This is a genomic window from Qipengyuania sp. SM2512, assembly GCF_054954005.1.
Window position 1 is genome coordinate 1,848,780 of the sequence record NZ_CM143134.1, and the last position, 11,515, is coordinate 1,860,294.

Here is an 11,515-nt window from a genome sequence, read left to right on the forward strand (position 1 = left end):
CTGAATGGTTCCTGACCCGCGCGAAGAACCGGAATGCGGGTCCGAACTGGAAATGGCGCCATACCGGGAAAAGCGGGAAAACCTTGCAAAGGTGCCGGACCCACACAGCAGGGGATGGCTGCCCGCGCATCGCTGCGATCGCCGGGCGTCTTGCGCCCTACCGCGCAGAGTAAGGGGTCAAGCCGCTCGCGTTGCGCTATCGGAGCGCCGGGTGGGGCAATTCTCGCCAGCAGCGGCAATCTCGACCCGGTTGCCGCCTGCCGACTTGGCGGCGTAGAGCGGGCCATCGGCGGCCTGCAGGGCAAGAGAGGCGCTGCAGGCTACGGCAATTCCTGCCAGGCCGACGCTGGCGGTGAGCGAGAACACCGTCCCATCTGGCGCGGCGAGATCCAGCTCCGCCACTTCTCGGCACAATTGCTCGCATAGCGCCGCCGCCTCGCTCGGTTCGATGCCGTCGGCGATCAGCGCGAATTCGTCGCCGCCGAGGCGGGCGAAAAAGCGTTCGGGTGCGCTCAGTTGCTGCATCGCTGCCGCGACCCGGCGCAGCACCATGTCGCCGGCGTCATGACCATGGGTGTCGTTGACGCATTTGAAATGGTCGAGATCGACGATGGCGAACATGAAGGGGCGATGCGCCGCATGTTCGAGCCGGGCTTCGAGGTGGCGCAGGAATGCGCGGCGGTTGGGCAAGCCGGTGAGGGCATCGGTATCCGCCTCGCGCAAGGCGCGCAACTCTGCGCTTTTGCTCGCGGTGACATCGCGGATGGTGACGGCATAGCCTACGATCGGGGCCCCTATCGAGCTCGCGATCGGGCGAGTGATTTCGGCGCGGGGGACGGCCCGGATCCGTGCCTCGAGCCAGATCTGATCCTTGCCCCGCAGTACCGGGCGTTCGATCATGCAGGTCTGACCCGGCTCTTGGCCGGCGCGGGTGAGGGCGCCGAGCACGAGCACTTCGTCGAGCGGATCGAAGAAAACTGTCAGTGGCAGATCCATCAGCTCGGTCCGTCCACTTAGCCGCTCGCCCGCCGGGGACGCGAACCGTACCCGACCTTCGCTGTCGAGATTGAGCAGTGCATCGTCCGAATGATCGGAAATGAGGGCCTTGAGCGCCTTCTTCTCCTCGAGTTGGGCGAACAGCAGCTGATTGCGTTTGAGCGCCACCGATACCGGCAGTGCGAGCAGCAGCAGCACGGCGAGGTAAAACTGAAGGAACAGCACCTTCTCGCCGAAGGCGTCGAGGGCCGGGAGCGAAACGCCTTGGCCGGTCGAAGACGAGACGATGGCGACTAGGGCGATGGTGAACAATCCGATCGACGCACCGATGCGGCCCTGGCGGAAGGCGGCGAACAAAAGCGGCGCGACGGGAAGAAACAGCAACGGCAAATCGGCTTGCAGGAAGACCACCGCGGTCACGACGCCGACGATCAGCGCATGGCCGATGCATTCCGCAACGACCGCCGGACGAGAGGCGGCAGTTTCCTTCGAGAGTGCGCCCGAGGTGGCCATGTAGGCGATCGGGAAGCCGAGCAGCGTACCCAGCCCATGGCCGGCGATCCAGTCGGTCGCGTGCGAGAGCCAGCCGCCCGGCGCCACCATCGCTACCATCAAGCCCCCCGGTATCGCTGCCAGCGCGGGGCCGATAAGCCCGCCCGCGACGATCAGGACGATAAGCCCATCGACGCTCTCGAGCCAGTCGCGCTGCGGCCGCAGCGCCAGCAACAAGCGCGCGATCACATAGGCTTCGAACACATTGGTGGCCGCCAGTTGCAGTGCCATGTGCGGGCCGAAGCCGAAGAGGCTGGTCGCCGCCGCGCTGAGGGCTGCAAAACCCCAGAGGACCCGGCTCCACTGCGGCCTGGGAAGCGTCACCAGCACGGCGGTGAGGATCGCTGTGCCGAGCCAGACTAGGGCGAGCGCGCCACCGAAGCGCGTCATCGCGATGGTCAGCGAAGTGAGCGCGAAAAACGCCAGTCCCAGCAGCGCAACTTTCTTCCCGCCGGGTACATGGCTTTCAATCCAGGTTATCGGGCTGGGACTAATCGCCATCGATTTAAGAATTCTCTCTGCAGGCTTTCCGGGCGTAGAGAAGTTAACCTAGCGGCTCAACACCGTTCGGTCAGCAAGCAATTTTGAGGATTGGCTGGGATAGCTTGGGCAGGACAGCAGGAGGTGGCTTTGAAACGATCGGTTGCTCGTTGTTTGTTGACTCGACCCAGCTAGGCTGGTGCGCATGAGTTAACTGCGATCGATTATTTAAGGACTAGGGCTGGCCCCTGGCCAGCCCCAACGCGACGCTCGGAAGCGGGACTCGGCAGCCACCGCGCCCGGCTGAAGCACAGTTGCGAGATCATGCGACGGAAGGCCTCTTCGTAGCCATGGATTGCAACGCCTTCCGCAATCCGCAACCTACTTCGAGGCTCGGCCAATCACTCTAAAGCCGGCCCTCTCCCTGCGGTTGAACGGTAGGACGAGCGTATGCTGCTTCCCGGGCTCTAGAATGAAGCCCATTCGCCCGTCGCAGGATGATCGTTGGCCGCTTCCGCCGCTGCAACGTGCCTGACCGGAACGCGGTGACCGGAGGCATTCTCACCGGCGGACCTGGCGAAACCCGCGAGGGGGTTTGGAGCGGCGCGGCTGGCGCTGTCGATCCGGAACTGCCCGGCCTGCTCGCTGAGCGCGGCGACTTCGCCCGTCAGATTGCGCGCCGCAGCCGAGGTTTCCTCGACCATTGCGGCATTCTGCTGGGTCGACTGGTCCATCTCCCGGATCGCAACATTGATCTCGGCGATGGCGCGGGACTGGGCGCGATTGTCGTCCGCCATCTGGCTCAGCAGCGTGTGGACTTCGCTCACGTCGCCCGAAATATTCACGAAGGTGCCATCGACCTTCTCGACCATGCCAACCGCAGCGAGAATATCGGTCTGGGTGGTGGTGAGCTGATCGCTCGCATTGCCGGCTTCTTCCTCGGCGCGCTTGGCGAGCGCCGAGACCAGATCGGCGACCACCGCGAAGCCGCGCCCGGCCTCGCCGGCACGACCGGCTTCGATCGCCGCGTTCATGGCCAGCACCCTGGTCTGGAAGGCGATCTTGTCGAGGCCCTCGATCACGCTGTCGATGCCTTTCGCGCTGTCCGACACCCGGGTCATGGCCCGGACCGCTTCATCGGCGATTTCGCGACCGCCCTGGACTGTTGCGATCGCGCCATCGGCCCGCTGGACCGTGCTGCTCGCGGCCTCGGCGGTGGCCTGGAGGCGCTCGTCCATTTCGTCGCGGCGCCTTCGGCTACCGAGCCGATCAGCTCACGCAGGCTCGCCAGCGCCTCGTTGAAATTGGTCTTGAGCTCTGCATAGGAATCGGGAAACTCGATCGTGATATCGCCAGTCAGGTCGCCTTCCTTGAGCTGTGCCAGTCCCAGCCGCAGCGCGGAGACCACTTCGGCCTGCTCGACTGCATTCTGCTGCTGCTGCACGGCGGTATCGCGGAAGGTGAACATCGCGCGCGTCATTCGGCCGACGCAATCCTGGTATTCGGTGTAGGTGAAAGGCGTGGCAAGATCGCCCGCAGCGAGTTGCTCCATTCGGACTACGGTGGAAACATAGGGCGTGCAGATTGCTTCGCGAAACGCTCGGGCGAGCAGTGCGCAGACCACCGCCACGAGCGCCGTAGCACCGGCCATGACCCAGTCTCCACGGATGGCGGCAATCATCCCGAGCAGGATTATCGCTCCGATCAGCGTTCCGAAAGCGATCAAGGTCTTCTGCCTTATCGGCGCGTTTGTCTCAAACCAATGCATTTCCATGTCCTCTGGCAAGAACCGGCTGCGGCTTGCAGTACTCGGTGCGCCATTTGTGAGTGACATATAGCAGGCTATTCGGCGTCGATCAGATTGGGGAGAATATGGGTTCCTTAATTTCAACCAAAAACTCGCGATGAAGAGCGGATGCCCGGACGTTCCACTGGTTAATATGTTCTTAACCGAAAATCGCGATCATAGAGATCGGATTTTGCATTTGTTAAGTCATGTCGGGCAACGATGGCGTCGCTCTTTGCCACGGCGGAAGGCTTATGCCTCATTTCGGCCATTAGATCGCGACCGTCGCCTCCCGTTGTTCTTGCCTGCGGGCTGACGTAAGACCGCCGCCACGCGTTGCGGCTTTCGGAGTGGTATTCTCGGTGTTGTCTGTGCCTTTTTCACGCCTCCGCCCGCAATGGCCCCCTGTCTGGAACCACGCTATCCCTTTGGCTGCACCCCGCTGATGCGCCGCACATCGACCCTGCTGGTGGCACTGGCCCTTGCGCTGGGCGGCTGCGCGACCTGGCCCGAGCGGATCGCCCACACGCAGTCGCAGGCGGAGCAGGCCGTCGTCCCCGGTTTCCCCTCGGTCCGCTACTGGGCCGATGCCGATCCCGGGGCCTTCGACGCCATGCGGGCGTCAATGGCGCAAGACCGGATGTCGGATCGTCCGGGCGCCTTTCTCGCGCTATCCGGAGGCTCCGACGACGGCGCCTATGCGGCCGGTTTCCTGAAGGGCTGGAGCGGAACGGGAAAGAGACCGGAATTTGCCATCGTCTCGGGAGTCAGCACGGGCGCGCTGATCGCTCCTTTCGCCTTTCTGGGTTCCGACTATGACGATCGCGTGCGCGGTTTCTATACCGGGGTCACCCGCAAGGATATCTATCGCCAGCGCGGCGTGGTCGGACTGCTCACGCAGCCCAGCATCGCCGATACCGCGCCGCTGGCCGAGTTGATTGCGCAGAACGTCGACGAACCCCTGCTCGAAGCGATCGCCGAGCAACATGGCAAGGGGCGCCGGTTGCTCGTCCAGACGACCAATCTCGATGCGGCGCGCGGGGTAGTGTGGGACATGGGGGCGATCGCGCAAAGCACCGATCCCCGCCGTCTGGAGCTGTTTCGCCGGGTGCTGCTCGCCTCAGCCAGTATCCCGGGCCTGTTCGCGCCGGTCATGATAGAGGTTACCGAAGGCGCGCAGAGCTTCAGCGAAATGCATGTCGATGGATCGGCGACCGCTGGCTTCCTCGCCATACCCGAAAGCGTCATTGCACGAGAAGGGGACGAAGATCGGCAGAGCCAGGACCAGATATTCGTGATCCTCAATGGGCGCCTCCGCCCCGAATACAGGCTGGTCGAACCGGCCACTTTCGCGATCATCAGTCGCGCGCTCTCGACGGTGCTTTCGGCGCACGACCGGGCCATGCTTCTCAATGTGCAGAATTTTGCCAAGGACAACGGCATCGGGTTCCAGATCAGTTACATCGGACCCGAATTCCAGTTGGAAACCGAGGAGCAATTTTCGCAGTCCTACATGAACCAGCTGTTCGAATACGGCGTGACGCGCGGCAGCGAAAGCGCGTGGACCGGGAGCATATTCGCACCGAGCGAGGACCCGCGCCGCTGAGGTGCGCGCAGAACCCGTTTCCGAAGCGGGCGCCCCGGGCGCGGGACCTCCCTTACTCGTTGCGCGTCGCGATCCAGCTGCCCGCGATCACCAGGACCGCGATCGAGGCGTAGTACCATGGCGCGCCGAGGGTGAAATAGGTGAACACCGCGCCGGTCGCCATCGCGCCGATCGCCAGGGTCTTGGCGCGCCGGTTGATCGCGCGGCGCTCGCGCCAGTCGCGCACCTGCGGGCCCCAGTGCGGATGATCGAGAATGCGCTTTTCCCACTCGGGATTGCTCCGCGCGAAGAAATAGACCGCCAGCAACAGGAATGGCACCGTCGGCATCAGCGGCAGGACTGCGCCCACGATTCCGAGCGCCAGAGCCAGCAGACCTGCGACGCGATAGAACAGGCGCATCCTAGCTCGCGGAGATCCGGGCCGCGTGTTGCTGCACCAGCGCGATCATGTTGGGAACGCCCTGCGTGCGGTTGGACGACAGCTGGTTCTTGAGATCGAAGGGATCGAGCGCGGCGGCCACATCCATCTTGGCGACCTCGGCGGCGGGGCGGTCCTGCACCGCGGCGATCACCAGCGCGACGATGCCCTTGGTGATCGCGGCATTGCTGTCGGCGAGGAAACGGAGCTGGCCCGCGACTTCGGTGGGATAGACCCACACCTGCGCCGAACAGCCGCGCACCAGCGTGGCATCGGTCTTGAGCGCATCGGGCATGGGATCGAGCTCGTGGCCGAGTTCGATCAGCAGACGATAGCGTTCGTCGCCTTCGAGGAAATTGTACTCCTCGGCAATGTCGTCGAGTGGTCTCATGGCGCCGCCTCTAGCCGCACCGCAATCCCGCGTCCATCGCGGGACAGGACCGAGCGAGCCCCCCGTCAGCCGGAAAGGCCGCCGGGCCGGGTGAGCGCGTAATAGAGGACGTAGAACCAGCCGAAGAAGCCCTGGATCGCAGCCCAGACGATCGACTGATGCAGGCTCCAGGAGATGGCGACCGCAATCGCGCTCCCCAGACCGATCCCGACCCGGGCAGCATCATTGCGAACCGCGCTCACAGATCGACTCCGTTGGCGATCGCCTCCAGCTTGCGGATGCGCTCCTTGAGATCGGAGATCTCGATCCGCGCGGCGCCCATGGTAGAGCCCGCCTCGCGCGGTTCGCTGCGGTGGCAGTCGAGCTCGCGCTGCTTAAGCGCCAGCCAGCCCCGCCAGCCCAGCAACAGCGTGGCGGCGACGATGGCCAAGCCGATCAGCGCGGCGACGGCGATGACGAATGATGGTTCGAACATTTCCCTCATGTCCTCCTGGAACCTGTGGTGGCTAGTCGGCCTGTTTGTCGCGCAGGCTGTCGATTTCCGCCGCGATGCGGCGGCTTTCCCGCGCTTCGTGACTGTTGGCGTCGGTGGTGATGCGTTCGAGCACTTTGATCCGCTCGTTCAACCGCTCGATCTCGCGGCGTGTCTCTTCGCTGCCGGGGTCGGATTTCGGCGGCGCGAACACCGGATTGCCGTCCTCATCCCGGGTAACCCCCAGATCGCGGTCGTGACGGCGGGTGTAGATCTGGACGATCCCCCAGATCAGTACGATGATGACGGCGGCGGTCCAGAAATTCATCGTGCGGGTTCCTTGCCGGTGGTTTCGTCCAGTTCGTGCAGGTCGCGCAATTGCTCGATCTGAGCAGCGAGTTCGGGGCTGCGGTCGGTCGCGATGCGCTCGAGTACGCGGACCCGCTCCTCCAGCCGGTCGGCCTCGGCATCGGACCTCTTCGCCGCGCTGGCTTCTGCCAGGCGCACTTCCAGTTCCAATTGCCTCTGTCGATGCTTCATTCTGCCCTCATAGGCATTGAGCCAGATGCCCGCAGCCACGATGAGGGCGAACATAAGCGCGCAGAAGGCAATGGCGTCGGCGAAGTTCACTGTACCGGATCCCTGCGGTCGCGCAGGCGGTCGATTTCGCCGGTGAGGTGGTAGCCGCTGTCGGTGACGATCCGCTCCACATTGACCAGCCGATCCTTCATCGAACCCAGCTCGGCCCGCAGTTCGGCGTTCTCCTGCGTCAGCAGCTTGACCCGTTCGGCGGTCTGCCCGTCGGTAGAGGGCTTTAGCGACTGGCCCCACATTCCCTCCAAAGGATAGCCGTGCTTGATCTTGAGCCTGGTGGTATGGATCCAGCCCAGCGTGGTCATCGCGCCAAGGCCCAGCGCCGCGCCGACGATCCAGGGCAGGTGGGGGACGATCTCAGCGAATTGGTTCATCGGGCCTGTTCCGTCTGCTTGATGTCCAGCGGGGTGCCGGTGTCGATGCCGGTGTCGATGGCGGTGTCGATTCCGCCGTCGCGGCGTTTGGCAGGAGGCGTGAGTGTGGGTCCGCTGTCGCGCAGCGCCTCGATCTCGTCGGCGAGCGAATAGCCCTTGTCCGTCATGAGGTGGTCCCGGAATTTCGGACAGGGTGCTAAGCTAATCCCGACCTGAGGAATGGACGGGAAATGAAGAAGACGAGGAAGCGCTACAGCGCGGATTTCAAGGCGAAGGTGGCGCTGGAAGCAATCCGGGGTGACCTGACGCTGGCGGAGCTGGCCGCGAAGCATGGCATCCACCACACAATGATCGCGGCTTGGAAGCGCCAGGCCATCGAGGGAATGGGGAGCACGTTCTCCGGGGCAGGCGAAGCAGCCAAGGCGGCCAGCGAGGCCGAGGTGGAGAAACTGCACGCGAAGATCGGCCAGCTGGTCGTGGAGCGGGATTTTTTAGCCAAAGCCTCCGGTCGATGAGCGTGGCACGGAGGCGATCGATGATCGAACCTGCTCACCACCGCCTGTCGATCGCGGCACAATGCCGCCTGCTCTCGATCAGTCGCTCGTCCTATTACTACGCGCCGGTCCCGGAGACCGAGGAGACGCTGGCGCTGATGCGGGTGATCGACGCGGCGTTCCTCGACATGCCGTGGTATGGCAGTCGCCAGATGGTTCGGCACCTGCGCCGGGAGGGCCACGAGGTCGGTCGCCGCCGTGTGCGGCGGCTGATGGCGAAGATGGGCTTGTCGCCGATTTACCAGCGGCCGCGCACGAGCGATCCGCACCCTCAGCACCGTGTCTATCCCTATCTGCTGCGCAAGCTGGCGATCGACCGGCCCAACCATGTCTGGTGCGCAGATGTGACCTACATCCCGATGCGGCGGGGCTTCTTGTATCTGGTTGCGGTGATGGACTGGGCAACCCGCAAGGTGCTGGCCTGGCGGCTGTCGAACACGATGGATGCCGGCTTCTGCGTGGCGGCTCTGGAGGAAGCGCTGGCGCGCTTCGGTCGTCCTGAAATCTTCAACACCGATCAGGGCAGCCAGTTTACCAGCTTCGCGTTCACCAGCGTGTTGCGCGATGCTGAGGTCCGGATCAGCATGGATGGTCGGGGCCGGTGGATGGACAATGTCTTCATCGAGCGCCTCTGGCGTTCCCTGAAATACGAATGCGTCTATCTCCACGCCTTCGAGACCGGCTCGGAGCTACGCGCTGGCCTTCGGCGCTGGATCACCTATTACAACACGCAGCGACCGCACTCGGGTCTGGCCGGGCGAACCCCGGCAGAGGCCTACGGGCGGATCAGCGAACCAGATCATGGGGGGCATGCCCCCCATGATCTGATGACCAGACTGGCGGCATAATCACATCCGGGATTAGCTTAACTTCGCCGCCAACCTGTCCAAGAAGGCGGGACCACCTCATCACGATCCGCTCGAGCACCTGCATTCGCTTGTCGACCTTGCCCAGCAGGGTTCGCAGCTCGGCGTTTTCGGCGCGCAATTGCTTGGTCTCGGCGCTGTCGGCGGGACTGGCGCTGCGTTCGGTCTTGCCGCCCCATTCGTCCTCGAGCGGATAGCCGTGCTTGGCGCGGATCCAGTTGTTGATCAGCCAGCCCACAATGCTGAGCGCGATGATCGCGACGAGGAAAGTCTGATTGTCCCAGTCCATCAGACGGTTCCTCTCTCTTTCGTGTCGAGCGGGACGCCGGCGACCGTCTCATCGACCCGGCGCTGGTCGCGAAGCGCTTCGATCTGCGCGGCGATGTCGTAGCCCTTGTCGGTGACGATGCGTTCGAGCACCCGGACCCGGTCTTCGAGCTCTGTCACCCGGCTCGCGTATTGCGCGGCCTTCTCCGAGCTCGCTTCAGCCGTGGCGATAATCTTCTTTTCCTCCAGCTTGCCCCGCTGGGCGATCCAGACGATCCCGATGACCATCAAGAACGGTGCGAAACCTATCATCCACTCCATAATTTATCTCCCCTGCTTTGTTATGGCTCAGCGTAGCCGCTCGATTTCGGCGGTGAGGCGCGGATTCGAGCTGACGTAGAAGGTCTCGACCTCGGCAAGCCGGCGATCGACATCCTTCATCCGCGAGCGGATTTGGCGTGCCGTGCGCTTCGGGCTCTGGCGCACGCCCTGCCAGTATTTCTGTTCCTCGGGTGCTTCGCGGTAGAGATACTCGGGCTTCTTGTTGAGCAGCAGTCCGGCGAGAAAATAGAGCGGCAGAACGATCGGGCTCAGCACGCCCGAGAGTACCGCAACTAGGAAGCCGAGCCTGATCCAGAGGGCGTTGACCCCCGTGTAATCGGCGATGCCGGAGCAGACGCCCATCAGCTTGGCGTTTTGCTTGTCGCGGTAGAGCGTGGTGCGGGGGCTGTTCACTTGGCGGCTCCTTTTTTCTCGGCGATGAGCTGTTCCAGCTCGCGCAGCTGCTGGTTGTCGGCTTCGGAATCATGCACCAGGCGGGCAGGCTTGAACTCCGGGTTGTCCGAGGCGACCAGCCGCTCGACCGTGTCCATCCGGTCGTCGAGCCGCTTGGCGAGGTTGTAGAGCTCTTCGAGCAGCGCCTCGTCGTCGGTGGTGATCGAGGCGGAGGTCTTCCACTTGGTCATGTAGTGCAGAACGATCCACGGCAGACCGATGAAGATCGCCGGAATGATGATGATTGGTTCGAAATCCATGGATCAACCTTCCTGCTTGGGGTCGCCGCTCTTGCCGAGCGCGCGTTTCATCTGTTCGAGCTCGTCGTCGATCGCATCGGCGCCCTCGAGCGCGGAGATCTCGTCGGCGAGACTGGCCTTGTTCCCGCCTTCGGCGAGCGAGAGCGATTCGGCGCGGCCCTCGGCGTAGTCGACGCGGCGTTCGAGCTGGTCGAAGCGCGCCAGCGCATCGTCGGTGCGCTCCGAGCTCATCAGCGTGCGCAGCTTGACCCGGTTCTCGGCGCTCTCGAGCCGCGCGGCGATCGCGGTCTGGCGGCTGCGCGCTTCGCGCAACCGGTTCTGGAGCTTCTGGATGTCCTGCTCATAGGCGCGCAGCGCATCGTCGAGCACCGCGATCTCCTGCTTGAGCTCCTCGGAGAGATTGGCCGCCTTCTTCTTCTCGACCAGAGCGGCGCGGGCCAGATCCTCGCGATCCTTGGACAGGGCAAGCTGCGCCTTATCGCCCCAATCGTCCTGCAGCCGGTCGAGCTGGACGCTCTTGCGGTGCATTTCCTTCTGATCGGCAATGGTCCGCGCGGCGCTGGCGCGAACCTCGACCAGCGTTTCCTCCATTTCGAGGATGATCATGCGGATCATCTTGGTCGGGTCGTCCGCCTTGTCGAGCATGTCGTTGAAATTGGCGGCGACGATGTCGCGCGTGCGGCTGAAAATACCCATCAAAGGTGCTCCGTTGGAGAAGAAATCGGTAATCTTGTCGGCGGCTTCCCAGGGGTCGCCTCTGGCGTCGGCACGCTTGCCTTCCTTGGCCGACTGCCGCGGGCGAGGGGAGCGGCGCAGGCGCTCGACCTCCTCCTCGATCCGCGACGGGCGTGGGCCCGCACCGGAACCGGGGCGGGCCGAAGCCTCTTTCGCGCCGGGGTCGGCGCGGTCGGGACTGTCGGGAGAGCGAGGCTCCGGCCCTAGCGGGTTGTTCGGCTCGCTCACGCCAGCTCGACCTGCGGGTGGATGGCGAATGCGGGCAGGGGTTCGGTGACCGCGATCTGGCTGCTGAAGCCGACAAAGATCACCATCGCCCCGATGCTGACGAGGGCGGCGCGTCCCAGGCGGGTGGCGAAGAAGCGGCGATCGTACATTGTGTGGTCCTCC

General features: G+C 64.0%; 19 protein-coding genes. 2 read left to right on the forward strand and 17 right to left on the reverse strand.

The features are described 5' to 3' along the window. Positions 1-177 precede the first annotated feature (177 nt). The 3 genes from ACQ5J0_RS09255 to ACQ5J0_RS09265 all read right to left on the reverse strand — a co-directional run bounded on the left by ACQ5J0_RS09255 (position 178) and on the right by ACQ5J0_RS09265 (position 3,754). Positions 178-2,049: a sensor domain-containing diguanylate cyclase gene (locus tag ACQ5J0_RS09255; RefSeq protein WP_462567183.1), complete on the reverse strand. Its 1,872-nt coding sequence runs from the start codon at positions 2,047-2,049 to the stop codon at positions 178-180. A gap of 446 nt (positions 2,050-2,495) precedes the next feature. After that, positions 2,496-3,149 carry a methyl-accepting chemotaxis protein gene (locus tag ACQ5J0_RS09260; RefSeq protein WP_462567184.1) on the reverse strand — a complete coding sequence of 218 codons (654 nt, stop codon included), beginning with the start codon at positions 3,147-3,149 and terminating at the stop codon, positions 2,496-2,498. Next, entirely contained in the window at positions 3,146-3,754 is a 609-nt protein-coding gene (locus ACQ5J0_RS09265) for a hypothetical protein (protein WP_462567186.1), read from the reverse strand. The genes ACQ5J0_RS09260 and ACQ5J0_RS09265 overlap by 4 nt, the downstream gene beginning before the upstream one ends. A 505-nt stretch (positions 3,755-4,259) precedes the next feature. Between ACQ5J0_RS09265 and ACQ5J0_RS09270 the strand changes: the two genes are divergently transcribed. Next, positions 4,260-5,420: a patatin-like phospholipase family protein gene (locus tag ACQ5J0_RS09270; protein ID WP_462567188.1), complete on the forward strand. Its 1,161-nt coding sequence runs from the start codon at positions 4,260-4,262 to the stop codon at positions 5,418-5,420. A gap of 52 nt (positions 5,421-5,472) precedes the next feature. On the opposite strand, the gene ACQ5J0_RS09275 is transcribed toward ACQ5J0_RS09270, so the two are convergent. From ACQ5J0_RS09275 to ACQ5J0_RS09310, 8 genes are all read right to left on the reverse strand, one after another. Beyond that, positions 5,473-5,820, reverse strand: coding sequence for a YbaN family protein (locus ACQ5J0_RS09275; protein WP_462567190.1), 348 nt, complete (start codon positions 5,818-5,820; stop codon positions 5,473-5,475). 1 nt (position 5,821) lies between these two features. Then, positions 5,822-6,229: a SufE family protein gene (locus tag ACQ5J0_RS09280; protein ID WP_462567192.1), complete on the reverse strand. Its 408-nt coding sequence runs from the start codon at positions 6,227-6,229 to the stop codon at positions 5,822-5,824. 65 nt (positions 6,230-6,294) lie between these two features. Beyond that, positions 6,295-6,471: a hypothetical protein gene (locus tag ACQ5J0_RS09285; RefSeq protein ID WP_454597457.1), complete on the reverse strand. Its 177-nt coding sequence runs from the start codon at positions 6,469-6,471 to the stop codon at positions 6,295-6,297. Beyond that, positions 6,468-6,704, reverse strand: coding sequence for a hypothetical protein (locus tag ACQ5J0_RS09290; RefSeq protein ID WP_462567194.1), 237 nt, complete (start codon positions 6,702-6,704; stop codon positions 6,468-6,470). The genes ACQ5J0_RS09285 and ACQ5J0_RS09290 overlap by 4 nt, the downstream gene beginning before the upstream one ends. 31 nt (positions 6,705-6,735) lie before the next feature. Next, positions 6,736-7,029, reverse strand: a complete 294-nt coding sequence (locus tag ACQ5J0_RS09295; RefSeq protein ID WP_462567196.1) for a hypothetical protein — start codon at positions 7,027-7,029, stop codon at positions 6,736-6,738. Further along, positions 7,026-7,331 (reverse strand): hypothetical protein, encoded by a 306-nt coding sequence (locus tag ACQ5J0_RS09300; RefSeq protein ID WP_462567197.1) that lies wholly within the window; start codon positions 7,329-7,331, stop codon positions 7,026-7,028. The genes ACQ5J0_RS09295 and ACQ5J0_RS09300 overlap by 4 nt, the downstream gene beginning before the upstream one ends. Then, positions 7,328-7,669 carry a hypothetical protein gene (locus tag ACQ5J0_RS09305; protein WP_462567199.1) on the reverse strand — a complete coding sequence of 114 codons (342 nt, stop codon included), beginning with the start codon at positions 7,667-7,669 and terminating at the stop codon, positions 7,328-7,330. Before ACQ5J0_RS09305 ends, ACQ5J0_RS09300 begins: the two co-directional genes overlap by 4 nt. Then, on the reverse strand, positions 7,666-7,836 hold the full coding sequence (locus ACQ5J0_RS09310; RefSeq protein WP_462567200.1) for a hypothetical protein: 171 nt from the start codon (positions 7,834-7,836) through the stop codon (positions 7,666-7,668). The genes ACQ5J0_RS09305 and ACQ5J0_RS09310 overlap by 4 nt, the downstream gene beginning before the upstream one ends. Before the next feature lie 63 nt (positions 7,837-7,899). Here ACQ5J0_RS09310 and ACQ5J0_RS09315 point away from each other — a divergent pair. Then, a protein-coding gene (locus ACQ5J0_RS09315) for an IS3 family transposase (RefSeq protein ID WP_462567201.1) occupies positions 7,900-9,071 on the forward strand; the annotation gives its coding sequence in 2 pieces (ribosomal slippage) (positions 7,900-8,164 and positions 8,164-9,071; 1,173 coding nt in all). Here the strand turns inward: ACQ5J0_RS09315 and ACQ5J0_RS09320 are convergent. The 6 genes from ACQ5J0_RS09320 to ACQ5J0_RS09345 form a co-directional block, all read right to left on the reverse strand. Next, positions 9,010-9,378, reverse strand: coding sequence for a hypothetical protein (locus ACQ5J0_RS09320; RefSeq protein ID WP_462567202.1), 369 nt, complete (start codon positions 9,376-9,378; stop codon positions 9,010-9,012). The two genes, ACQ5J0_RS09315 and ACQ5J0_RS09320, sit on opposite strands and share 62 nt — an antisense overlap. Continuing rightward, complete coding sequence (locus tag ACQ5J0_RS09325) at positions 9,378-9,677, reverse strand: hypothetical protein (RefSeq protein ID WP_462567203.1); 300 nt, start codon at positions 9,675-9,677, stop codon at positions 9,378-9,380. Before ACQ5J0_RS09325 ends, ACQ5J0_RS09320 begins: the two co-directional genes overlap by 1 nt. A gap of 27 nt (positions 9,678-9,704) precedes the next feature. Then, entirely contained in the window at positions 9,705-10,091 is a 387-nt protein-coding gene (gene pspC, locus ACQ5J0_RS09330; RefSeq protein WP_462567204.1) for an envelope stress response membrane protein PspC, read from the reverse strand. Next, on the reverse strand, positions 10,088-10,390 hold the full coding sequence (gene pspB / locus ACQ5J0_RS09335) for an envelope stress response membrane protein PspB (RefSeq protein ID WP_462567205.1): 303 nt from the start codon (positions 10,388-10,390) through the stop codon (positions 10,088-10,090). The genes pspC and pspB overlap by 4 nt, the downstream gene beginning before the upstream one ends. Positions 10,391-10,393: 3 nt before the next feature. Then, on the reverse strand, positions 10,394-11,227 hold the full coding sequence (gene pspA / locus ACQ5J0_RS09340; protein ID WP_462570086.1) for a phage shock protein PspA: 834 nt from the start codon (positions 11,225-11,227) through the stop codon (positions 10,394-10,396). 122 nt (positions 11,228-11,349) lie between these two features. After that, entirely contained in the window at positions 11,350-11,502 is a 153-nt protein-coding gene (locus ACQ5J0_RS09345) for a hypothetical protein (RefSeq protein ID WP_454597448.1), read from the reverse strand. Between the last annotated feature and the right edge of the window lie 13 nt (positions 11,503-11,515).

What these genes read in the sequence shown, in the direction of transcription:
- ACQ5J0_RS09325 (WP_462567203.1), bottom strand. Translation starts at nt 9,677, where the DNA reads ATGGAGTGGATGATAGGTTTCGCACCGTTCTTGATGGTCATCGGGATC.
- ACQ5J0_RS09280 (WP_462567192.1), bottom strand. Translation starts at nt 6,229, where the DNA reads ATGAGACCACTCGACGACATTGCCGAGGAGTACAATTTCCTCGAAGGC.
- ACQ5J0_RS09345 (WP_454597448.1), bottom strand. Translation starts at nt 11,502, where the DNA reads ATGTACGATCGCCGCTTCTTCGCCACCCGCCTGGGACGCGCCGCCCTC.
- ACQ5J0_RS09290 (WP_462567194.1), bottom strand. Translation starts at nt 6,704, where the DNA reads ATGTTCGAACCATCATTCGTCATCGCCGTCGCCGCGCTGATCGGCTTG.
- ACQ5J0_RS09295 (WP_462567196.1), bottom strand. Translation starts at nt 7,029, where the DNA reads ATGAATTTCTGGACCGCCGCCGTCATCATCGTACTGATCTGGGGGATC.
- pspB (WP_462567205.1), bottom strand. Translation starts at nt 10,390, where the DNA reads ATGGATTTCGAACCAATCATCATCATTCCGGCGATCTTCATCGGTCTG.
- ACQ5J0_RS09270 (WP_462567188.1), top strand. Translation starts at nt 4,260, where the DNA reads ATGCGCCGCACATCGACCCTGCTGGTGGCACTGGCCCTTGCGCTGGGC.
- ACQ5J0_RS09260 (WP_462567184.1), bottom strand. Translation starts at nt 3,149, where the DNA reads ATGACCCGGGTGTCGGACAGCGCGAAAGGCATCGACAGCGTGATCGAG.
- ACQ5J0_RS09275 (WP_462567190.1), bottom strand. Translation starts at nt 5,820, where the DNA reads ATGCGCCTGTTCTATCGCGTCGCAGGTCTGCTGGCTCTGGCGCTCGGA.
- ACQ5J0_RS09305 (WP_462567199.1), bottom strand. Translation starts at nt 7,669, where the DNA reads ATGAACCAATTCGCTGAGATCGTCCCCCACCTGCCCTGGATCGTCGGC.
- ACQ5J0_RS09310 (WP_462567200.1), bottom strand. Translation starts at nt 7,836, where the DNA reads ATGACGGACAAGGGCTATTCGCTCGCCGACGAGATCGAGGCGCTGCGC.
- ACQ5J0_RS09255 (WP_462567183.1), bottom strand. Translation starts at nt 2,049, where the DNA reads ATGGCGATTAGTCCCAGCCCGATAACCTGGATTGAAAGCCATGTACCC.
- ACQ5J0_RS09320 (WP_462567202.1), bottom strand. Translation starts at nt 9,378, where the DNA reads ATGGACTGGGACAATCAGACTTTCCTCGTCGCGATCATCGCGCTCAGC.